The organism is Fictibacillus sp. S7, from assembly GCF_004127935.1.
Taxonomy (GTDB): Bacteria; Bacillota; Bacilli; order Bacillales; family Fictibacillaceae; genus Fictibacillus_C; species Fictibacillus_C enclensis.
Genome location: NZ_QJKL01000001.1, coordinates 3,388,244 through 3,411,030, shown reverse-complemented (window position 1 = coordinate 3,411,030; position 22,787 = coordinate 3,388,244). Strand labels below are relative to the sequence as shown.

Genomic DNA, 22,787 nt, shown 5'->3' with positions numbered 1-22,787 from the left:
AAGAAAGAAATTTGACTCCGATAATGATAAAAGCGATTATGAGTATGATTCTAAAGAGCAGCGTTAAAAATCCGCATATACTCATCTCCTATTGCTTACTTCTAAAATTTTCTATATATGGAATACCCTTCGTTCGTTTTATAAAAATTTCGAGTACTAAATAAAAAAGCCCTAACATGGAGGGGCTTCAACTTGCTATGGAACCTTATGTACGGTCTGAAACTCATTAACAATTCTTTGGTTCCTCCCTTTTTCCTTGTGCAAAGGCAGCCGCAAGGAGAAAAAGGAAAGCGAGTCCATAGCCAATGGTTGGCGCATACTCACCCCATACCCCCTGAGACCGATGCAGAAGAAAGAAGAAGGAACATGACCGTGTAATTTTTGGATCGTTTCATTTCAGGCACCTCCTGTTTCTCTCATTATACTATAATATGAATATTATCTTTTTAGATCGGAGGTAGATATCTTGGATCTGTATTCTCCTTATTTCCGAAGCATCCGGCTGAACCGGGACAAGGTTCCGGGATTCAATTCTTTTCCTTTCAATTTGGCGGCTGTAAAATCGTTGAACGAACTGGAGCTCCATCCGGAGGTTACTTTTATTGTTGGTGAAAACGGTATGGGAAAATCCACCCTGCTTGAAGCGATCGCCCTCTCTTTGGGCTTTAATGCCGAGGGCGGTTCTTTGAATTTTAATTTTTCAACCTATGATTCACATTCGGCTCTTGACGAGTATTTGACGGTCGTCAGAGGGATGGAACGGCCGAAAGACGGTTTCTTTTTGCGTGCGGAGAGTTTCTATAATGTGGCGACAAACATCGAGGAACTGGACAGTGAACCGGAAGGATTCAGATTAATTGATTCGTATGGCGGAAAATCCCTGCATGAACAGTCCCACGGTGAATCCTTTTTCGCCACCTTCTTGAACCGGTTCAGGGGAAAAGGGATTTATATTCTGGACGAGCCGGAAGCTGCCCTTTCTCCCCTCAGGCAGCTGTCCATGGTTTCCAGGATTCATGAGCTCGTCAGCGACCATTCGCAATTTATTATTGCAACCCACTCGCCCATTATAATGGCGTATCCTTCAGCCAAAATCGTGGAACTGACTGGAGATGGGATACAAGAGGTGAACTTGGAGGAAACCCAGCATTATCAAGTGATGAAGCAATTTTTTGATGATCCTGACCGTATGATGCATCATTTGCTTAAGCCCTGAATCTCTTTACTATTTACCTGCCATCTTGTCTTGAACGGCTGTATCCAGCAGCTGGCTGCATTGATTTAAGTAAGATTGTTCGTCTGCAAGTCTTTGGACCAGCTTCTCATGGGTCTTTTCGCGTTCCGAAATCATTCTGCTGACTTCCATGGGGTTGGTGCCTCCCTGAATCCTTCGCCGCTGCACAAATTCCAACGGATTTGTGATTGCCGCCCACTCTTCGTTCGTTAAAGTCACATCAAAAAATGGTTTGATCCAGCCGTTTACCGTGTCTGCCGAAACTTCATACAGCTCTTTAACAGCCGCTGCGCAATTTTTAGAAACCACACTGGCAATTTGGTGGGCTTTGCGGAAAGGCACTTCCTTATCGCGGGCCAGCACATCTGAAAGCTCGGTGATCGTGATGAAGGACTGGTTTGCCCGCTGTTTCATTTTTTCTACATCCACTTCCATCGTTGTGATTACAGCTTTCATGAGCTTAAGGACGCGGGAGGCCTTTTCATAGCTTCGGTACAAGTGAGGCTGCAGGTCATCCTCTGTATCCACGATATCTCCAAACGGCGTATTGTGGATCATATGAATGGCGGCCATCGCTTCGGCAGCGGCCGAACTGGCCAACGAGCGGGAATGTTCAATCGACACCGGATTTCGTTTTTGCGGCATGATGCTTGAAATCTGCACGTAGGGATCGGCTACACGAATAACACCAAACTCACGTGTAGCCTGCTGAAGAAAATCCTGAATCCAGCGGCCGGTATCGGTCATGAGGATCATTACAGCAGATGCCGTCTCCAATAAGTAGTCTCCTCCTGCAATGGCATCATAGGAGTTTTCAACAATACTTCTAAACCCAAGAAGTTCACGGATCCGGTCTCTGCTGATGGGAAAGCTTGTCGTGGAGAGCGCAGCCGCGCCCATCGGAGAAGCATTAACCGTGTGATAAGCTGACCAAAGCCGGCGAATGTCCCGGTCCAGTATGTCGTAGACCGCCAACAAATAATGGCCAAGCGTGGTGGGCTGGGCCGGCTGGGTATGGGTATAGGCGGTCATCACAGTTTCGGTATGCTCCTTTGCCTGTTCCAACAGCGCATCACCAAGCCCGAGTGCATGATCAATGAGCGTTAAAATATGGCGCCGTAACACAAGCCGGTACATCGCGACACCCATATCATTACGGCTTCTGGCGATGTGAACTTTCCCAGCAAGGTCCGGACCGATTTCATCGGCAAGCCTGCTTTCCATCATAAAAAATAAGTCTTCAAAAAGAGGATCATAAATCAGCTGGCTGCAGTCGATCTGCCTTACTTTTTCCACACCGGCCAGAATCCTCGCCGCTTCCTCCTTTTTAATGATATTCTGCTCGGCAAGCATCACGACATGCGCCCTGTGAATGGCAAACATCTCGGTAAACAGGTAATCGCGCTGATCATTGAACACATGCTTTAATAAATGTTCCTCATACGTTTTCCCCGGAAATGTTCGTCCTTCTTCCTTTATAAATGCTTCCTTAAATTTCATTTTTAGTGTCCTCCTTCTGCATTAGAGGGACCGCTCGGCTTTGATGCCGAAAAACTTGTTCGAAATGAACAGCACCAGGCCGATCAGGCTGATTTGAATCATTCCATAAGCGGCCGCCTGCCCCATGTTGAACATGCGGAGCTGGTTCATAATTTCAATTGAGATCGGCCGGTTGCCGAGCGTATACAGTAAAACCGACGTGGGAAATTCGCCGACCGCTTCCACAAATGCCAGCAGCGTGCCGGCCATCACTCCCGGCATCACAAGTGGAAGCACGACTCTCCGAAACAGATAAAACCACTTGGCCCCGAGGTTGCGGGCCGCTTCTTCAAGGGAGTCATCCAGCTGTTCGAGTGTCGCGTTAGTCGAGCGGACAACGAGCGGGATATGCCGGATAAAATAGGCAAGCGGCAAAATCCAGAAGGTGCCCACCAGGATATGCCCAAACGTAAATATGGAGGATTCATTAAACGCCAGCACGAGATTCATCCCCACCACCGTAGCAGGCAATGCCCACGGAAGCATCACCATAATATCCAGCATATTCTTGCCGACAAACTTTCGTTTCACGAGGACATAAGACGTCAGCACGCCAAACACCAGATTTCCGAGCGTGGCCAGAAACGCCAGAATCAAACTGTTCCGCACCGGGTCCCATATTTTTGGCTCTGTAAATAAAAATAAATAATTTTCTCCATTAAACGCGGAAGGATAGGTTTGATACGTCCACGTGCCGTCCGGGACGAGCGACAGGATCAAAATGGTCATGTGCGGAAGAAGAAGAATGATGACACCCACAATCCCAACCGCAACCATCAGTCCTTTTAACAAAGGATTTTTGATTTCACTGCGGTGAGCGCCAATCCCTTTGGTGGCCATCCGGTAATCACGACGGTTCTGGTACCATCTCATGAACAGCAAAAATGAGATGGATACGATGGATAAAATGACAGATTGGGTGGCAGCCATGGACAGGTTGCCGTTGACTTTTGAAAAATAGATTTGCAGACTGAGCACCCTGAAGCCCCCCGCCAGCAGGAAAGGAGCGCTAAAAGAAGCCATCGATGTCATAAACACCAAAAGCGATGCTCCCACAATCGCGGGGGTCAAAAGGGGAAGCGTCACCTTTCTGAACACGGTCATCCGGCTGGCGCCCAGGTTGTATGCCGCTTCCTCAAGAGAGGGATCAATGCTCCGGATTGTGCTCGAGACGGTCATATAAAAGTAAACGTACATCGTATACGCATGAACGATAAGGATGCCGGACACACCGCCGATTTTAAACGGCACATTTTCCAGTCCGAACAGGTCTTTCATCGCATTGGGAACAAGCCCCGACTCTCCGTACAAAAACATGAACGCCATTACTCCAACAAGTGACGGAAGAACAATTGGAAGGATGGCAGCGCTCGAGAAGAAACTCCTGCCCGGAAATTCATATTTGTTAAAAATAAAGGCAAGCGGCACACCGATCAGGGCGGAAAAGAAAACACTCAAAAGGGAGATATAAACCGAATTCCAAAGCGCCTGCAGGTTGGACCGGCTTTCAGAGCCAAAGAAATCTTTGTAATTTCCGCCGCTCCAGCCTTCCTTGTTTTGAAAGCTCTCAATCAGTGTGCGCAGCGATGGATAGAGAACGTACGCCACCAAAACAAGAACAACCGGGATTAAAAGGAGAAGTGTGAAACGATGGTCCCGGTTCTTCATGAAATCCTCCGTCCTTCCTTTGGCTCCAGCACACGCGGAACGACACGCACACGGGATTCAGGGAGCCTTACCCACATCCGGTCCCCGGGCTCGGGCTCCGGTTGTGCCATGGTGTTCAGCACCATCGCCTGCACGACCTTTCCACCAAGTGAGATAAAGAGATTAAGAGAGGCTCCCGTGAACTGGGCCAGCTCGATGGTCCCCTCATACACGTTTTGCAGATTTACAGGGGGCTCCCCGTACACCTCTACTGCCTCGGGCCGTATCGAAACGGACAAAAGCTCTTCTTCAGAAAACGCCACCGGCATCTCTGCCATAAGCCTCTTGTTGTTGTCATCCTCCCATGAAAACTGAAGTGTTTCTCCTTCCCGCCCCTCCATCTGGACCGGAATCAAGTTCGTCTCCCCGATAAAAGAAGCCACAAAGTCATTGGCCGGTTCGTTGTAAATTTCTTTGGGCGTGCCGATCTGCTGGCATTCTCCCGCATTAAACACAGCGATCCGGTCGCTCATCGAGAGCGCCTCGATCTGGTCATGCGTAACATAAATGGTGGTAATTCCATAGTCCCGCTGCAGCCGCAAAATTTCCGTTCTCATCTCATCTCTCAGCCTGGCATCCAGGTTACTTAGCGGCTCATCGAGCAACAGGATTTCCGGTTGAATGACCAGAGAGCGGGCGAGGGCCACCCGCTGCTGCTGGCCCCCGCTCAGCTGGCTAACCTGCCGCTTAATAAAAGCATTCAGCCGGACTTTGGCAAGCGCTTCCTCTACTCTCTTTTTCACCTCCGCCGATGCCAGCTTCCGGACCTTCAAACCGAATGCGACATTTTCAAAAACCGTCATGTGTGGAAACAGGGCATAATTTTGAAAAACCATGCCGGTATTGCGCTTTTCCGGGGCGACTTTCGTCATTTCCCGGTCCCCAAAGAAAATGGAACCTGTTGTAGGGTAATAAAATCCGGCAATCATCCGGAGTGTCGTCGTTTTTCCGCAGCCGCTCGGACCCAGAAAGGTAAAGAATTCCCCTTTTTGAATGTCCAGACTGAGTTCTTTTACCGCCTGAACGGTTTTAAATGACTTTGTGATGTTTTTCAGCGTTACGGATGACATGTCCAGCTCCCCCTATCCTCGAAAAACTACTCTTTTTGTTCTTTTTCTTTGTTTTTAATGTTGTTATCCCAATATTCCATCCACCCGTTGGACTTGCTTTCAAAGACCTTCCAGTCAATGTCCATGGGCTTGATTTTTGTTTCTTCAATCCATTTTGGCAGGTTATCAATATCCGTACGGATCGGGATGCGGTAATGCTTTTCAGCGAGAATTTTGTTGGCTTCCTTGGAATTCACAAACTCATAGAACGCTTTCGCTGCTTTTGGATGTTTGGCATTTTTCACAAGAGCGATTCCTTCGGTCAGTACAGGCGTCCCGCTCTCGGGAATGACAAAGTCAAACGGATAATTTTTTTCTTCCTTCAGCATGACAACGTCCGGCATATCCCAAACCGATACCGTTCCTTCCCCTTTAGCCACTTTGCTGTACATGATTTCAGGGTTCGCGGAATACTCTTTCGTGTTGGCATCAAGCTTTTGCAGCCACTCGTAGCCTTTCTTGGGATCCTTTGAATCTTTGTAATCGCGGTATATCATTGCGGAGAAAATGGTATTCATCGTTCCGGATGCGAGAGGATAACGAATAATAATTTTATCCTTCCATTTGGGATCCAAGAGGTCATCCCAGTCCTTTGGCGCTTCTCCCTTTGACAGCTTCTTGCTGTTGTACATGATGACTTCGGGCGTCTGGCTCGTTCCGCTCCATGACCAGTCTTTGTCATGAAACTCATCTTCGAGTGCCTTGGCGTACGTTGGTTTATACGGCTCGAGCAGCCCTTCCCCCTTCGCCTGGTTGAACATGACAGAAGGAGCGCCCCACCAAACATCGGCCTGAGGATTTTTCTTTTCCGAACGAACCCGGTCCAGCACTTCCTGGGATCCGATATCGAGCCATTCCACATCGACATTCGGATTTTTAGCTTCAAACTTTTTTTCAAATTCCTGCAGAATATCCTTGCCGTGCGGTGAATAGATGACAACCTTTTCTTCCAAATTACTCTTGCTTTTATCTCCGCTCGCTTTGTCGGTCTGGCTGCCCGCCATGCATCCGCTTAAGAGCAGCGATAAACTGACAACAGCACCTGCTATAGAGGATAATGCTTTTTTTCCGGCCATTACGGTTCACTCCTTTAAAAAAATAATTAGGGAAAGCGCTGCTCTCCTGCTTCCGTTCCTTACTGCTCTTTGGAGTAATCAATTAAATTCGTAAAAATCCGGTATCCGCCCGGCACGTTGTTTTGGATTTGGCGGTACCATACGAGATTGGTATACAAATAGCTTCCTTTTCCGTAGTCCGTCATCAAAATGCCTCCGTTAAATGGCTGCTCACCGGGATCGGCCATACTGACAAACGTCTCAAAATGGTTGTCCCAATCACTTGGGTAATAGAGACCCCGTTCCTGTACCCAGTGGTCCCAGTCACTGTCGGTAATTTTGTTTGGTGTATTAAATAAAGGATGTTCCGGTTTTGTCATTGTTACCTTTGCATTCTCGTCCGTTACCCTCCAGCGGATAGACGGGCTGCCAATCACAAGCTTGTACGGCGCTGATTTTTCAGCATCCCACTTGTCTTCCGGCTTGTGATATTGAACCACCAGGTGACCGCCATTTTTCACAAAATCCAGCAGCTTGCTGTTATTTTGAAGCAAATCCTCCCTGGAGAGGTATGCCCTTATGCCGACCACAATCGTGTCGAATTGGGAAAGGTCCGCTGATTCCAGCTCGCCCTTTTCAAGGGAGACAACGTTCATTCCTACCGCACGCAGCTTGCCGGACACGCTGTCAAACCCGCTTTCCACATAGCCGATTTTTTTATCCGCATCAAAGTGGAGTGGAAAAGCGGTTGCTTTCGTTCCCGCATCATACAAGTAATAGAAGGTGCCAATATGAGGGTACGAGATGACCTGAACCGATGTGCTCAGCTGTTTTCCGTTCACCCTGGCTTCCGGCTGGAGGTTGTAGTCGTCCTCTTTTACCGATTGAGGAAGGTCTATGGTAAACGTGGCATTTTGAACTTCACCCTTCTCCTTGAAGGTAATCTCCTGATCATTGTTGGTCACGTTCCAGCCTTCTGGGGCATTAAGATGCAGCACCGCTGATTCTTTTCCGGCAGTATTGTTTTTCGCTTCTACCTTCACCTGGATTGAATCTTTCAGGTCGGCCGTATTGACCACCAGGCTCTCCGGATCATTTGTAACCGATACATCCGGCAGGACCGCTGCTGTCTGTTCCGGTTCATACGTTTTTTGTGATGTTGTTCCATGAACCTTATAAGCAATACTGGCCGTGATGACAGAAGGATCATACGGCTGATAATAAGAAGCATTCTTCGCAACCTTAATTCCGTACGTGAATTTTTGCGATTGGCCGCGCTTCAGCTTTGTTTTTGGTACATTCCCCGCCTGTTTCCAGCCTTTTGGCAGGTGAAGGGCTGGCTTCACGTGTTTGAGCGTTTGCTTTCCGTTATTTTTTACAGTGACGGTGACTCTTGCAGAGCCGCCCTGAACAAGTACAGGCTGGTTGAGATCCACACGCACATCCACATTGGATGCTTCTGCCGCTAAATTCATAAGCTGCTTTTCTTTAATATCGAGACGGAAAAGCAAATCACTCTTTGTTTCCGTTGGCATTGAGCTGTTTTTCACAAGTTTCTCCAGCTTTTCGGTATCCTTGATGGCCGGATATACATCTTTGGCAATCGCCGCTCTGTTCGGATATTCTTCAATCATCCCATCAAACTCTTCCTGCAGCTTTACCAGCTTCTTCTTCACACGTTTATCGCTGAGCGTGCCGGCATACTCTTTAAAATCATAAGGAATCTCATTAAAAAGAGTTTGTTCTTTTCCCGGTGTTCCCACTCTGGATTTCTCAAGCTTCAGGTTGATGGTTCTTGGTACAGCAGGTATGTCCTGGCCCATCCCCTGGCTTTTGTGTAGAAAACGGGATTCTTCACCGATTTGCGGATAGGTTTTGCCATATACGTCATCCATCATGCCGATTTCAAAGGAAGTGGTCGCATTTTTCTGATCGGAAGGCAGATAAAGCTTCTTGATGGCCCATGGCTTGAGCCCTTCTTTCAGCTGCTCCGGAAACACATTGGGATCTGCAGCATCCTGATAGGCTTTAATCGTCAGGTAATTCATCGTTCTGTGGTGGCCGTGCTCCGTATCCACATCCAAAAACGAGGGCATAACAATATCCGGGCGGTATGTACGAATCATGCGGATGACCCGTTCATAGGCAGTTTGTTCTCCCCATTTCGCCAGCGTTTCTTCTTTTGATTTGGAGAACCCAAAGTCATAAATTTCATCGCTCGGTTTGCGGCTGAGGTGGTACACCGTTACCCCTGTCACTTTTGAGGCTTCAATCAGCTCTCTTGAACGAATGATGCCGAGCGCATTTCCGAGCTCGTTACCGATTTCATTCTGGCCTCCTTCTCCACGGTTCGCGATCAGGCTCGCCGTCCTTACCCCTTTTCCACGGGATAAGTAGGCAAGCAGGTCGCTTCGCTCATCATCCGGATGGGCGCCTGTATTGAGGAAACTGATGATGGTATCAAGGGGCTTTAACGCACTCCATAGATCTTTCGGCTTTTCACTTGCTGTTTGTTCCTGCGCACTCGCTGGAACCATCAAGATAGAGGTCAACAGGACAGATATCATAACAGCCATGAAACGTTTCATGAATCCATCTCCTTTTTACAGCTCTTTAAGTACACTTTCCGTTTCCCTAAGCACAAGCGATACAGCACCGACAACCCCGAGGTTTTCTCCCAAAGCTGTGGGAAGCACCGGGGCCGATACCGGAGCAAAATCTTGGATGGTCTTCTGAATCCTGGGCAAAAACCAATCTGCACTTCTTGAAATGCCACCTCCTAAAAGAACAACTTCAGGATTTATAATTGAAATCATGTTGGCTGCAGCAAATCCAATATGATCAAGTACCTCATCAAGGACCTTACCTGCTGCCCGGTCTCCATCCTTCGCTTTTTGAAAAACATCCTTTGCGGAGAAATTATTTGGAAAGAGCGACTCTGGCTGGTCTTTTAGTTCCTGCTTCATGCTCTGGACGATTCCGGCGCCTCCCACATATTGTTCTAAAAAGCCGTACCCCTCATGTGGTGGCGGAAGGTCTGCACATCTCGCTTTAGCCATATCCGTGACCATATAGCCGATTTCGCCTGCAGCCCAAGTCGCTCCACGGTAAAGCTGGCCATTGATCAGCATTCCGCACCCTACTCCAGTACCAATGGAAATGAGCACCACATGGTCCATCCCTTTGGCCGCGCCAAGCCACTGTTCGCCAAGGACAGCCACATTCACATCGTTATCCACCATGACCGGCCACGGAAATAAAGCCTCCGCCTCTTTTTTTAAAGGATACTGCGTCCAGTTCAAACTAGGAGCATCAATTACTACTCCTCTTTCTGTATCCGTCATTCCGGGCGCGCCAATGCCCATGCCGAGGATGTCATCAGGATTTAGGGAAGCTTGATTCAAAAGGTTTTCTACGTTTTGCTTCAATGCTTTCAAAAGCGATTTCTTTTGGGTTTGGGTTGGAAATTCATCGACAGCAAGCAATTGGCCATCGAGATCACAGATGCCCGCCCTTACCTTTGTGCCCCCCATATCGATTCCGATGACGTGAGCCGCCCTGGAGTTGAATAACAGCTGGATAGGCTTTCGCCCGCCAGCCAGGCCTGCGCTTCCCGGTCCGACTTCTTTTAGCCAATTTTCCTGAAGAAGCTCCTCCACAAGGGCAGAAATGGTCGGTTTGGACAGCTGAAGCTGATCGGCGACTTCAGAGCGTGAGATCGGTCCTTTTTCTTTTACACAACGGAGAACACATCGCTTGTTCTTTTCCTTCATAAAGGCGGTCCGGCCCTTGTGATCGGATTTCATCACTTCTCTCCTTTTATTTAGTCTTCCTTTGATCAATGGGATGATGAAGCCTCTTGATATGGAAATAAAAGTGGGGATAAAAAAATGGTTAGTTAGTAAAGATGCCTAACTTTGCGTCCATTGTAAGAGACGTATTCTGAAAATTCAATCACATAGGCTTCGTTTTTCCAAAATGAGGAAATGGTCGTGGGTGTTAGGCAGGGGGAGGTAGATAGGAAGCAGGGTGGCATAGTAAGTTGGAACCAAGGTGGGTGAGTAGTTGCGGATTGGATCACATTAATTGCGGTTCGACAAAAAATAAGGGCATATCACGTCATTTTCATAAAGAACAAAAAAAGAGAAAGCATCTTCTGCCTTCTCTTCCTCTTTTAAATGATTAAACTCTTTTTGGAGCCAGTTCAACCGCCTGGCGAAGCGCCTCGGACATGCTTTTTTCTTCGGCAATGCCTTTACCGGCAATATCGAAGGCTGTTCCATGATCGACGCTGGTACGGATGATCGGAAGCCCGACGGTAATGTTCACGCCTGCATCGAGCCCGAGCACTTTTACCGGCCCGTGGCCCTGGTCATGGTACATGGCGACGACGATATCAAAGTCACCGCGAACTGTGCGGAAAAACAAGGTGTCTGCAGGAAGCGGGCCAACTACCTTAATGCCCTCTTCCTGAGCTTTCCGGACGCCTGGGATTACTTTTTCTTCTTCCTCCCCATAGCCGAACAATCCATTTTCACCGGCATGCGGGTTAATACCGCAGACCGCAATCCTCGGTGTTACAATGCCTGACTTTTTCAATGTATCATGAGCCAGTTTGATGACACGGTACACTCGTTCAGGATTGATCATCTTCACCGCATCCAAAATGCCAACATGAGTGGTCACATGAATGACTTTTAAATTCGGCGCAGAAAGCATCATGGAAAATTCGTCGGTGTTGGTCAATTCAGCAAGGATTTCGGTGTGGCCAGGATACTTGTGGCCGCCTTTATGCAATGCCTCTTTATTAAGAGGAGCAGTACAAATCGCATCGATTCTCTTTTTGTTGGCCAGGTCAATGGCTTTGCTTAAATATTCAAACGCAGCATGTCCGGCAATGGAGGACACTTCTCCTACCGGAAGATCTCCAGGTACAAGATTCAGATCCAGACAGTAGACCGTTCCAAACTGAAAATCAGGGTTGTCCAGTTCTTCTTCTGTGATCGTTTGAACAGCAAGCTCGCAGTTCACATAGCTTTTTGCACGCTCGAGTATTTTTGCATCACCGATCACAAACGGTGCACAAAGATCATAAATTTCCTGGTGAGCGAGACTTTTTAAAATAATTTCCGGTCCAACTCCGGCTGCGTCTCCCATAGTAATTCCGACAATACTTTTATGATTTTGACTCATATTCCAGCACCTCTCCTGTCATGTATTTCAACGCGTGTACCAAGGATTGTTCGTTTCCGAATCCACCAGCCTTGGTGACCGCCCAATATTCACTGTTTTCGTTGCTTAATTTGCCGATCGGCAAGCCTGCCTCGATTTCGGACCGGAGCTCCATCCTGTCCATGCCAAGCTCTGAACATACCGCCTTGGCCGTATCTCCACCTGTCAAAACCAGTCCCTGTATGGCAGGAAACTCAATTAAAAGGCTTCGGGCAATGCGGCCAAGCTCTCTTGAAATGGCTTCACCAATCTGATTTTTGTCCATGTTCAGTTGAACACTGAGCTTTTCTGCAGCTTTCCTATTCTCCTCGCAGCTGTCAACATAAAGGAGAAAATGCTTTTGTTCCTTCTTTTGCTTTACCTCATCCACAATCGTCTGCACATCATATGTTTCTTGGATAAGATCGGCAGGATCCATTTCAAGCATGCAGATGTCATTCATTTCTTTTACCCTGTCAAGCTGGGTTTTTGTTGTCCCTGACAAGCTCGCAGAAACGGTCAGGGTTTTTCCGATTTCCCTTGTTTCATCATTCGCTTCTTTGGGGGGTTGCAGGCCAAGCGCATCCGGAAGGTATTCAATCAATCCTGCTGATCCTGCCCACAGCGCTTTTTTTTGGAAGGATGCAAATACAGATGCTGTTTTCTTTAAATGCTCTTCGGTTTCAGCATCACAGACAAACCATGTTTTCCCTTCATCCAGAGCTTGAGCGACAGCTGCTTTGACCTCCTGAATCGAAAGGGACAGCAGCTGTGTATCGATCGTTTGAATCTGACCAGTGGCATGCCCCGTAAGAAGCGTGGGAATATGGCTTTCGTTCACTGGCGTTTTTGGGTCTCTCCCAAACTCCGTTTTTTCCACAGGACATCCGTCAACAAACAAAGTGCCGTTGATGGTCTGCCTTTTGAGCTTCGGGAAGGCCGGAGAAATCACTACCATTTCCGGCCTGTAGCCGTCACTTACGGCTTTCAGCTCGCTTCCGATATTCCCCCTGAGGGTAGAATCCATTTTTTTATATACATGGACATCCTCTCTGTTTTCAAGAAAGGTAACCGCCTGCCGTGCCCGGTCATATGCTGTTTCTTCCTGTACAGCCCGGCTGTCCGTATCATAAATCACCACATCAGCCGGATCTTCCTCTCCCCGGGAGGCATCAAACCAAACGTTGGACCGAAAGCCTTGTTTTGACAATTGGACGCCGGAATCATTTGCACCCGTGAGATCATCCGCCAGTATAAATAATTGCATGTAAGAAAACCCCTTTTTTAAAAACTTTTTGATCGTTAATGTGAGACGTTGACTTCTCCCCGGGTGTTTTTCTTTTGTGTGCGTTTAGCGAGCCATGCGGTCAGGATTGGCGTAAGAATAGCGGTGACAACAACCGCTGCGGTCACCTGCAGTGTCGCAACCGCCGCCACTTCTTTATAGCCTGTAAATACGGCCGCCACTGCCAATGGCACCGCAGAAGCGTTGCCGGCTGTAGATGCAGCTGCCACCCCTGCTACACCGTCGCCTCCAGTTATACGGTCTGCTGTGAAAAGAACAATGCCTGTGATAAGAACAACACCCAACCCAAGGATGATTCCGGAGGCTCCAGCCTGGACAACCTTGGTTAAATCAATACCCGCACCCAGTGCAAGGGCAAACAGTGGAATAATTACATCTGAAGCCTTGCTTAAGAAAGTACGCATGTCTTCGTCCAGGTTTCCAAGGATCATACCGAGAATCAACGGAAGGATGGCAAAGACAAATGCCAATAACGGGAAGCTGGCGAGACCTGCCACCCCAAGAATCAACATCGTAAAGAATGGTCCTGACTCCAATGACATAATGGAATAGGCTGCGACGTCTTCATTTTTCTTGCCGAGCTGGCCCATTAATGCCATGTATAATCCGCCGTTTGTATCCGAGAAAGCGGCTACAATCGCAAGCGCGGAAAGTCCGAGAAATAAATGATTCTGATCAGGAGCGAGGGCTTTGATCAGCAACGCTACAATAAGAGCGGTTCCAATTTTACCAACCCATAAGGATACTCCCTTTTTCAATATATAGCCAGTCGCCTCAAACCGAATGGTTGAACCGAGGCACACATAAAATGCCGCCAGTAACGCCGAAGTTCCAGTTAACAACCCGCCCGTAAAGGAGCTTTTGAATTCCGGCAAATCAAATAGTTCCGGGAAAAATGTTTTTATCAATGCACCAATCAGCAATGGAATCAACATCATGCCGCCGGGAATGCGTTCAATCGTTTGTTTAATCTTCATGTTTTAACCCCGCCTTTTTTATCGTTTAAATATTAAACATCAATTATTGAGGAAAACGTTTTCACTCATGATAATAAACCTCTTTTATAAAAAAACGCAAGAGAAATGTTTAAATTCAATAAAAATAGTTTAATTTTTAAACACAAAAAAAGAAAGCTGAATTATTTTTTCAGCTTCCTCCATAAGGTGGCACGGGTAATTCCCAGACGCTTGGCCGCCCGTGTTTGATTGTATTCTTCTTCCTTTAAAACGAGATGAATGATTTTCTCTTCGATTTCGTTCATGGTTCCCTGCAGCAGATGAGAGACATCCTTTTCCTCACTTGCTTCATTCTGCTTAAATAGTTCGAGAACAGCCTTTTTTTCCAGACTGTATCCTTTTTCTTTGACGACGGCATCCTTAATCAGGGCCTTAAGCTGTGACACATTTCCTGGCCAGTCGTATTGCACCAGCTGAGAAAGAGCATCTTCTCTGATCCGGATGGCTGTCGTACCCATTCTCTGGTGGAAACGGGCCATAAAATAGGAGACAAGTTCGGGTATATCCTCTCTTCGTTCCCTAAGGGCCGGCACTCTTATTCTGTTAAGACGGTCATGATACAGCAGACTGCTCCATCTTTCTTCGTTCGAGGTCAAGGAAGCAATAACCAAAACCCCGGATTTGCTGATTTCCATCACCTTTTGAACAAATGCTTCAGCCTGTTTTTCATCCAGCCTGTGAATCGAATGGACATAAACGGTTGCAATCGCCTGATCGAATGATAATTCCTGCAAAGTCAGGACATCACTTGCCGAAATGGATGCGAACAATCCATGAGATCCAAATTGCAGATAGTGAACATAATGGGCCAGCAGCCTCTTGCCTGTCCCTCTTTCTCCAAGCAGCAGAAGTGGTTGTGAAGATGTATAAGACGATGCTTGCTCCACACACTCCATCATCGCCTGACTTTGATGAATCAGGAAAGGCCGGTGAGCAACGGTTTGAACCTCCAACTGGTTTTGGTCACTTGAGGACATTGTCCGCTTCACCAAAAACAGAAGAAATTCTTCCTCTCCAATTGAGATGGAATGAACGGCCAGATGCAGCCGTTCTTCCTTCTGCTGAAGAATATGATGATACGTTTTACCCGGGGAATATTCCGGCGCCTGCAAGCTTTCAAGCAGTTGATCGCTCAGTGGCCGAGCAGAAAAGGTATCCCAGTTTTCATATAAAATGGCGCCTTCTTTTGATAGAACCATCCAATCTGGCGCTGCCTGCTTGAGGATCGCCCGCTGCAGCTCTGTTTCCTGTATTTTTTTCTGCAGTACCCGATGCATGGTGCCGGCCCGCCCGAAAGCATCCATAATGGCTTCCTTGCCCGACTGGATCAATATTCCCGTTATTCCATTGTGTCCAGCGGCATCGACAGTGACCACATCCCCCATGATCAGCTCATACCCTTCCCGCTTCAGCCGCTGTACAAGAGGAATCGTCTCCTTTTCCGTTTCGATGGTGAACACTTCGATTGAAATATCCAGCACGTCCGTGATCGCCCTGGCGCCGAGTGTAATGTTGGAGAAGCCGACGATGGCTTTTTTTCCGTTAAAATCATTGGCCAGTGTTAATACGCGAAGCATGTCGTATCCGGAAACGTGAACATCGATCACAGGAATCCCCACTTCGTCCTGAATCAGTTTAGCCGTACCTCCACGGCTAATGATCACCTCATAGCCTTGCTTTTCCGCCTTCCTGGCGATTTCCACACCTTCTTGCAAATTTCCGATTTCAATATGTACATCCAGCTCATCCTGCTCACTGGCGCTGTTTTCTATTAAATTTTTCATGGTGGCATATGGAGCCACGAACAGTGTTTTGATTTTCATTAGGCGACACCCGCTGTTTGTAAGATCATATTCTTAGTATAGCGTAAATCCGGTGAAGGTTATAACCGGATCACTGGTCGTCAGGGCAGAGACCATGCAGGCTAAACCATAAAATACAGAAAAAACGGCAAGGTAACGAGACTTAAAAGGGTGCTTACGAGGGTGGCACTCGAAACAAATTCCGGTTCGGTACCATATTGAAGCGCATAGATGGTCGTGTTTGCAGCTGTTGGCATGGCGGCCATCAAAATCATGATGGATTTCAAGAGATTGTCTATGGGAAGAGCAAGCGTGATCAAAAACGCAATAAAAGGCGACAATCCGAGCTTGATGGCAATGGAAAGCGAGATTTTTTCCATCTGAAGCTTTTTGATGGAGATGTTGGCCAGTGTCATGCCGAGAACAATCATGATCATAGGAATCGTTGCATTCGCAACAAGATCGATGGCTTCTGACATAGTCTTACTCAATGAAAAAGGCAACATCTGAAGTATTAAACCAGCGAAGGCTCCATACACAATGGGCAAACGGACAACGGCTCGCAGCGCAGAGCGGAACCCGTCGCTGTCAGGGCTTCCTTTAGCAGCAAAGTAAACCCCTACTGTACACATGACAAGCTGCTGGGCGACCATAAGAACAATGGCATAGTCCAATCCTGCGGCACCAAAGGCAAACAGGGCAACCGGTGTACCGTAGTTTCCATTGTTCATAAAAGCGGATGCAAGAATCATTCCACATGCCTGGCACTGATTGTATCCGCGGATAAAGCTGACCAGATAGGCCGCACCGATTAAGACAAAACATAAAGCAAAGGTAAAGATAAACATGTACACATGGGTGTGGGTAAAATGTGTTTCATAGAATGTACGAAACACCAAAAAGGGCGAAAGTAAATACACCGACACTTTGGACAGCGATTTAGGATCCAACCCAAGCGTTTTTTGCCCGACAAACCCAATGCCGAAAATAAAAAAAACCGGCAGCAATATCCCCAGTAATTCCATCGTCTTCATCCCTTATAATGTGTTTGAATTTATTATAACACCTCAATCAGAGCGACTGGACCATTAATTTACCAAAGTATGGATTTAAGCAAGATGCCGATCATTCGCTTCAGTTTTTCCATGCTGTTTTTTTCAGGTCATATGACCCTTTCCCATCCGGCCAAAAGCATAAAAAAACGGCAGACTTTCTGGCTTTTTAAGCCTTAAAAGTCCGCCGTCTGTATTATCCCTCGACTAAAACAAGGGATTTATCATCATAATTTCGTTCAATGTGTTTTTCTCCCCATGCACAGAGAGAATCAAGAATTCCCTTGAGCGACCAGCCGTATTCAGTAAGTGAGTATTCAACTTTTGGAGGAATCTGCTGATAAATCTTACGTTCAATCACACCGTCCGCCTCCAGCTCGCGAAGCTGCTGGGTCAGCATTTTCTGAGTAATCGTGGGCATGGAACGTTTAAGCTCACTTGTTCGTTTCGTTCCTTTGATGAGATGGCATAAAATCACGACTTTCCACTTTCCGCCGATCACTTCCAATGCTGCTTCTACAGGAATGTTATACTTCTTCACCATGTTTCCTCCTTACAGTTACTTTTTCGCACCTATATGTCAATAATAACCCTATATATTTTTATCAACCGTATAAAACCTTTCACATCATACCATAAGATTCACGGTGTTTCAATAACCCGGGGACAGGCACTTTAAAGTACCTATTGCACTTATCGGTTCCTATAGAACCCGGGAGTGTCTGCCGCACTTTAAAGTACGTACTTCTCAATGCGTCTGTTCTGCCCCATAATAACCCTAGTCAGCGGCACAGATTTCCGGGCCCATGTGCAGATTGAGCTGATTTATTATGGTTTACAACTTTGAAAGGAGAATTCTTATGTCTTCACATACATTTCCACAACAAACACAAACAGCTGAGAAGAAAGGAACATTTGCCCTGCTGGCACTGGCGATCAGTGCTTTCGGCATCGGCACGACAGAGTTTGTACCGGTCGGGCTCCTCTCCTCTTTGGCTGATGACTTATCGGTTTCCATTACCCTTGCCGGTCTTCTTATTTCAGGCTACGCGCTGGGTGTTGCTTTTGGCGCACCCGTCCTTACCGCGCTCACCAGCCGGCTGAACCGAAAAACGCTATTATTGCTTTTAATGATTGTCTTTATCGTCGGAAATACGGTCGCATCGCTTAGCCACAGCTTTGCTTTGCTGCTTATCGCACGCGTAATCACGGCATTTTCGCATGGTGTCTTTTTTTCCATCGGATCTACGATCGCCGCTGATCTCGTTCCGGAAAACAAAAGAGCCAGTGCGATTGCCATTATGTTTACAGGCCTTACCGTGGCAACTGTCACCGGAGTGCCGCTTGGAACCTTTGTTGGCCAAACCTTCGGCTGGAGAGCGACATTTGCCGCAGTAGCCTTATTAGGTGTAATTGCCTTTTTCGCCAGCTTGTTTCTCATACCAAACAATTTAAAAATGGGAGCAAAATCTTCCTTCCGTGACCAGGTAAAACTCGTGACAAACGGCAGACTGCTTCTTGCCTTTGCCATTACTGCTCTTGGATATGGCGGAACCTTTGTCGCCTTTACCTTCCTGGCACCTATCTTAGAGAACATCACCGGTTACCAGCCAAAGACCGTCAGCATCATTTTACTTGTGTACGGAGCTGCCATTGCGATCGGCAATACCATTGGGGGAAAAGCAGCCGATACAAATCCGATCAAGGCGTTGTTCTGGATGTTCGTGGTTCAGGCGATCGTCCTCTTTATCCTATACTTTACTGCTCCCATGAAAGCAGTTGGAACGATCACAATTGTGATTATGGGGCTCTTTGCCTTTATGAACGTACCTGGACTGCAGGTATACGTGGTCCAGCTGGCTGAAAAATACGTCCCATCGGCGGTTGATGTTGCTTCTGCGATCAATATTGCCGCATTTAACGTAGGGATTGCGATCGGCGCCTATGTTGGCGGAATTGTCGTTGACTCCATCGGGTTAATTCACACCCCATGGGTCGGCGGACTGATGGTCGTCGGCGCTGTTCTTCTTACAGCATGGAGCCGGGCATTGGAACGAAAAACAGTTAAATAAAAGGATTTAAAAAAGGGATGCGCTGGAAGCATCCCGTTCTTCATTAAACAAACCCCACCTGGGCCCTCGGCTGCTGTTTCACAAAGGCGACGGCTATCTTCGCTGCCACTTCGGCATTATGCTTGATGAGTGCGATATTGGTTTCCAGGCTTTTTCCTTCGGTCAACTGCTTGATGCTGTTCAGCAGGAACGGCGTGATGTCTTTGCCGGTTATGTGCTGTTCATCCGCCTGATGAAGGGCTTTAAGGATTACATCCTCCATGTCTTCATGATTCATCGCATATGCTAAAGGCACCGGATTGGCAATCACAGCACCGCCTTGCAGGTTAAGCTTCCACTTGGTTTGAAGCATGCGTGCAATTTCTTCAGGAGTATCGGTCCTGAAATCCACCCCAAATCCGCTTTCTCTTGAGTAAAAGGAGGGAAATTCATCCGTTTGGTAGCCCACAACCGGTACGCCCTCTGTTTCAAGGTATTCCAGTGTTCTACCGATATCCAGTATGGACTTTACCCCTGCACAGACCACGGCAACGTTGGTGTGAGCAAGTTCTTTCAGGTCCGCCGAGATATCCATCGAATTTTCCGCTCCCCGGTGTACGCCGCCAATACCGCCTGTTGCAAATACAGAAATGCCGGCCAAATCAGCAGCGATCATCGTGGCAGCCACGGTTGTGGCCCCTGTTTTTCCAGAGGAAAGGATGTAAGGAAAATCCCTTCGGCTTACTTTTTCCACCTGTCTGCTCTCTGCAAATTCCTGCAGTTCCTCGTCATTTAAGCCAATCTTTATTTTTCCGTTCATGATACCGATGGTTGCCGGCACCGCTCCATTATCTCTAATAATCTGCTCCACATCCCGGGCCATTTTCACATTTTGCGGATAAGGCATGCCGTGAGCAATAATGGTGGTCTCCAGAGCTACAACAGGGTTTCCTGCAGTAAGGGCCTGTTTCACTTCTTCTGTATACGTTAAATAGAAATGCATTCGTTTTCCTCCACCAGTTTCGTCATCCTCTCAGCGGTAAGATGCGGGTAAACGGATAATCCGGTCTGCAAGGTTAAGGAGGCCAGTGCGAGTCCATATTGACAGGACTGAACAAACTCCTTTTTCTTTGATAAGCCAAACAAATAGCCCGCTGCAAAGGCATCTCCGGCTCCGGTGACATCGACCGTTCTTACCGGAAAAGCAGCCAGGTGAACTGCTTCTTGTCCGGATGAGGCAAACACCCCCTGGCTTCCGAGTGTGATGATGACGTTTTTTACGCCGAGTCCATGAATTTTCCGGGCAGCTTCTTTGCAGTGATCCAGCCCGTGAATCTCCATGCCGGAGATGACTTCTGCTTCCTCTTTATTCGGCAGTATACTGTGAATGCCGCTTAAGGATTTCATCAGTTTCTTCGATTTTATTGTGGAAACCGGGTCAACAATCACCGGTATGTTTTCCAGCTTGCAGCGTTCTGTAAGATAAAACAATGTCTGTTCAGGAAGGTTCGTGTCCAGTACCACCAGGCTGGACTCGGCGATGTGCTGCCATTTTTGCATAATGAACGGCACGGTCATCTGTTCATAGATGTTCATGTCGGCAACGGCAACCGCCATATTTCCGTTTTTGTCCAAAATTGCAGTGTATGTACCTGTTGCCTGTCTCTTATCTTTGTGAATCTGGCTCGTATCGACGCCGTACTTGCCAGTATTCTTAATGACCCATTCTCCTTCTTTATCATTGCCCACCATACTGATCAGGCTGACGATTGCCCCGAGCCGGCCGAGATTTTCACTAATGTTTCGAACGACACCGCCGCAGGTCTCGGTAATGGTCACCGGGTTGGACGTTTCATATTGGATCGTTTCTCTGCAGGTGGCTTTTCTATCCAAATGGGCCCCGCCAATACAAGTAACTCCTTTTGGCTCCGGCAAAATGTAGGCACGCCCTTTGATCTTGCCGCTTTTTATCAGGCTGGCAATATAGCCGGACACCGCGGGGCGGGCCAAATCTAATTCGTCTGCGATTTCTCGTTGGCTGATGAAGGGGTTCCGTTGGATCATACCAAGGATTTGAGATTCCTTATCCATAAACTACATCCTTTCCCAACCATTTTTCACTAAATTAATTTTAGTTTAAACGTCAGATAAAAGGTCGTCTACTGATTTCTGAAAATTAAAAAATATTATTCGCTTGCAGTCCGCGAAGTTTTGCGAGTGCCTGTTTTCGCCAGGATTTAACGGCACTGATACTTACCCCCTTCTCATCCGCGATCTCGGTCTCTTTCATTTGATAAAATAACTTCTTCACCACCCATGTTCTCTGTCTTGCGGTAAGCTTGGACAAATACAGCTCCAATACCTCCTGTTCAAGGGGAAGAACACCGCCTTCATAAGGGATGGTTTCCGTCAGTTCCAAAGAAAAACCCACATGTACCGACTTGAATTTCGTTTCTTTTTTCAATAGTTCCAGCATTTTCCCCCGTACTGTTCTGTACGCGAATGGCCCGAATTCCCCCTTGCTTTCGTCAAACCTCAGGCTTGCTTCCCACAGGCCAATCAGTCCTGCCTGGTAGTACTCATCAAAACGGTTGACCACACCAAGTGTACGGATCTGCGATTTGATCAAAGGCTCAAACTGTTGAGCCAATTCTTCAAACGTAATATGCATCTTCCATAATCCTTTATCAGACACGTGCCTTCTTTTATTCCGCCGGTACCTTAAAACTACTTTCTGATACAGCGCCTGTCATATTACGAAAATCGGTAAATAAAGGGGTTAAATGCTCCGGAAAACCGATTTTCACACTATGAAACATGACTTATGAAGGCTTGCTGAGTGAGGAAAAACAAAAAAGAAATCTTTTTTTGTGAAGATGCCTCCTTTTTCACCAAACGGTCTACTTATAGGTGAAAGGAGGTGAACGAAATGGCCACAACAGCAATCCTAAGCACACAGCTTCGATTGGTTTTTGACGGAGGAATGGACGGCGACAAGCAAATTTACAAGAATAAAAATTTCTCCAACGTAAAAACAAGCGCAACCCCTGATCAGCTTTATGCGGTAGCCAATGCCCTTGCTCCTCTTCAGCAGCTGCCGTTGCTCTCGGTGGAACGCAATGATTCTCACAGCATCTATGCTTAAGACATTCACCCTCTTAAAAATGCTTAAAAAGAAAGGAGGTTTTTATCCATGGCAAAAACGTTGGAACTTCAATTTATCAATGAGCAGGACAAAACCGTCACTATCTCGCTTGACTCCCCGGCAGAACCGGTGGATACGGCAGCGGTTAAAGCGGCGATGGACACTGTTATCGCCCAAAACATCTTTGTTTCCACAGGCGGCGATTTTGTAAAAAAGAAAGGCGCGCGCCTCACGGACCGATCAACCAGTGACATTGTACTTCCATAATCAAAAATAACACCAAATAAGGGCTGTTGACCTCTTGTGTCAGCAGCCCTGTTTTTTAAAAGCGGGTGATCTCGTGCAAAGGAGGAAGCGAAAATGGAAACATGGCTCTCTTTCGTAAGCGATGTTGGCTTTCCGGTCGTAGTGACGCTGTATTTGCTGCACCGTATCGAAGGCAAACTTGATACATTGAACCACTCGATCCTGTCGCTGGCCGAACGGATCCAACGATAGCAAAAACAAAAAAGCCAGGCACTCCGCTTCATGGAGTGCCTGGCTTTTTTTGATGCCTTTCT

20 protein-coding genes are annotated in these 22,787 nt (G+C 47.3%); 5 read left to right on the top strand and 15 right to left on the bottom strand.

What is annotated here, in order from left to right; genetic code table 11:
* Positions 1-466: 466 nt before the first annotated feature.
* Positions 467-1,216 (top strand): AAA family ATPase, encoded by a 750-nt coding sequence (locus DMO16_RS17690; RefSeq protein ID WP_241840587.1) that lies wholly within the window; start codon positions 467-469, stop codon positions 1,214-1,216.
* 9 nt (positions 1,217-1,225) lie between these two features.
* Here DMO16_RS17690 and argH read toward each other — a convergent pair whose 3' ends face one another.
* The 12 genes from argH to DMO16_RS17630 all read right to left on the bottom strand — a co-directional run bounded on the left by argH (position 1,226) and on the right by DMO16_RS17630 (position 17,572).
* Positions 1,226-2,734 carry an argininosuccinate lyase gene (gene argH, locus DMO16_RS17685; RefSeq protein ID WP_129478945.1) on the bottom strand — a complete coding sequence of 503 codons (1,509 nt, stop codon included), beginning with the start codon at positions 2,732-2,734 and terminating at the stop codon, positions 1,226-1,228.
* Between the two features lie 21 nt (positions 2,735-2,755).
* Positions 2,756-4,441: an ABC transporter permease gene (locus DMO16_RS17680; RefSeq protein WP_129478943.1), complete on the bottom strand. Its 1,686-nt coding sequence runs from the start codon at positions 4,439-4,441 to the stop codon at positions 2,756-2,758.
* Positions 4,438-5,550 (bottom strand): ABC transporter ATP-binding protein, encoded by a 1,113-nt coding sequence (locus DMO16_RS17675; protein ID WP_129478940.1) that lies wholly within the window; start codon positions 5,548-5,550, stop codon positions 4,438-4,440. The genes DMO16_RS17680 and DMO16_RS17675 overlap by 4 nt, the downstream gene beginning before the upstream one ends.
* 26 nt (positions 5,551-5,576) lie before the next feature.
* Positions 5,577-6,665: an extracellular solute-binding protein gene (locus DMO16_RS17670; protein ID WP_129478938.1), complete on the bottom strand. Its 1,089-nt coding sequence runs from the start codon at positions 6,663-6,665 to the stop codon at positions 5,577-5,579.
* 59 nt (positions 6,666-6,724) lie between these two features.
* Entirely contained in the window at positions 6,725-9,232 is a 2,508-nt protein-coding gene (locus DMO16_RS17665; RefSeq protein ID WP_129478936.1) for a PIG-L family deacetylase, read from the bottom strand.
* Between the two features lie 15 nt (positions 9,233-9,247).
* Positions 9,248-10,450 (bottom strand): ROK family transcriptional regulator, encoded by a 1,203-nt coding sequence (locus DMO16_RS17660; protein ID WP_129478934.1) that lies wholly within the window; start codon positions 10,448-10,450, stop codon positions 9,248-9,250.
* Positions 10,451-10,826: 376 nt separating this feature from the next.
* Positions 10,827-11,837, bottom strand: a complete 1,011-nt coding sequence (gene pdxA, locus DMO16_RS17655) for a 4-hydroxythreonine-4-phosphate dehydrogenase PdxA (RefSeq protein ID WP_129478932.1) — start codon at positions 11,835-11,837, stop codon at positions 10,827-10,829.
* Positions 11,821-13,122, bottom strand: coding sequence for a four-carbon acid sugar kinase family protein (locus tag DMO16_RS17650; RefSeq protein WP_129478928.1), 1,302 nt, complete (start codon positions 13,120-13,122; stop codon positions 11,821-11,823). Before DMO16_RS17650 ends, pdxA begins: the two co-directional genes overlap by 17 nt.
* Before the next feature lie 35 nt (positions 13,123-13,157).
* Complete coding sequence (locus DMO16_RS17645) at positions 13,158-14,138, bottom strand: 2-keto-3-deoxygluconate permease (RefSeq protein ID WP_129478926.1); 981 nt, start codon at positions 14,136-14,138, stop codon at positions 13,158-13,160.
* A 161-nt stretch (positions 14,139-14,299) separates the two neighbouring features.
* Complete coding sequence (locus DMO16_RS17640) at positions 14,300-16,000, bottom strand: sigma-54-dependent Fis family transcriptional regulator (protein ID WP_129478924.1); 1,701 nt, start codon at positions 15,998-16,000, stop codon at positions 14,300-14,302.
* 101 nt (positions 16,001-16,101) lie between these two features.
* Entirely contained in the window at positions 16,102-17,004 is a 903-nt protein-coding gene (locus DMO16_RS17635; protein WP_129478922.1) for an AEC family transporter, read from the bottom strand.
* A gap of 223 nt (positions 17,005-17,227) precedes the next feature.
* Entirely contained in the window at positions 17,228-17,572 is a 345-nt protein-coding gene (locus DMO16_RS17630; protein ID WP_061974183.1) for a winged helix-turn-helix transcriptional regulator, read from the bottom strand.
* A gap of 319 nt (positions 17,573-17,891) precedes the next feature.
* On the opposite strand from DMO16_RS17630, the gene DMO16_RS17625 reads away from it, so the two are divergent.
* Positions 17,892-19,103: an MFS transporter gene (locus tag DMO16_RS17625; protein WP_129478920.1), complete on the top strand. Its 1,212-nt coding sequence runs from the start codon at positions 17,892-17,894 to the stop codon at positions 19,101-19,103.
* Between the two features lie 43 nt (positions 19,104-19,146).
* Here the strand turns inward: DMO16_RS17625 and DMO16_RS17620 are convergent, their stop codons facing one another.
* From DMO16_RS17620 to DMO16_RS17610, 3 genes are all read right to left on the bottom strand, one after another.
* Complete coding sequence (locus DMO16_RS17620) at positions 19,147-20,085, bottom strand: pseudouridine-5'-phosphate glycosidase (RefSeq protein ID WP_129478918.1); 939 nt, start codon at positions 20,083-20,085, stop codon at positions 19,147-19,149.
* Positions 20,070-21,173, bottom strand: a complete 1,104-nt coding sequence (locus DMO16_RS17615; RefSeq protein WP_129478916.1) for a carbohydrate kinase — start codon at positions 21,171-21,173, stop codon at positions 20,070-20,072. Before DMO16_RS17615 ends, DMO16_RS17620 begins: the two co-directional genes overlap by 16 nt.
* 85 nt (positions 21,174-21,258) lie before the next feature.
* Complete coding sequence (locus DMO16_RS17610; RefSeq protein WP_129478914.1) at positions 21,259-21,753, bottom strand: sigma-70 family RNA polymerase sigma factor; 495 nt, start codon at positions 21,751-21,753, stop codon at positions 21,259-21,261.
* A gap of 258 nt (positions 21,754-22,011) precedes the next feature.
* Here DMO16_RS17610 and DMO16_RS17605 point away from each other — a divergent pair, with 258 nt between their 5' ends.
* The 3 genes from DMO16_RS17605 (at position 22,012) to DMO16_RS17595 (ending at position 22,725) form a co-directional block, all read left to right on the top strand.
* Positions 22,012-22,227 (top strand): DUF1659 domain-containing protein, encoded by a 216-nt coding sequence (locus tag DMO16_RS17605; RefSeq protein WP_061973684.1) that lies wholly within the window; start codon positions 22,012-22,014, stop codon positions 22,225-22,227.
* 48 nt (positions 22,228-22,275) lie between these two features.
* Positions 22,276-22,494: a DUF2922 domain-containing protein gene (locus DMO16_RS17600; RefSeq protein ID WP_129478912.1), complete on the top strand. Its 219-nt coding sequence runs from the start codon at positions 22,276-22,278 to the stop codon at positions 22,492-22,494.
* A gap of 93 nt (positions 22,495-22,587) precedes the next feature.
* Positions 22,588-22,725, top strand: a complete 138-nt coding sequence (locus tag DMO16_RS17595; protein ID WP_061973680.1) for a YvrJ family protein — start codon at positions 22,588-22,590, stop codon at positions 22,723-22,725.
* Positions 22,726-22,787: the final 62 nt, after the last annotated feature.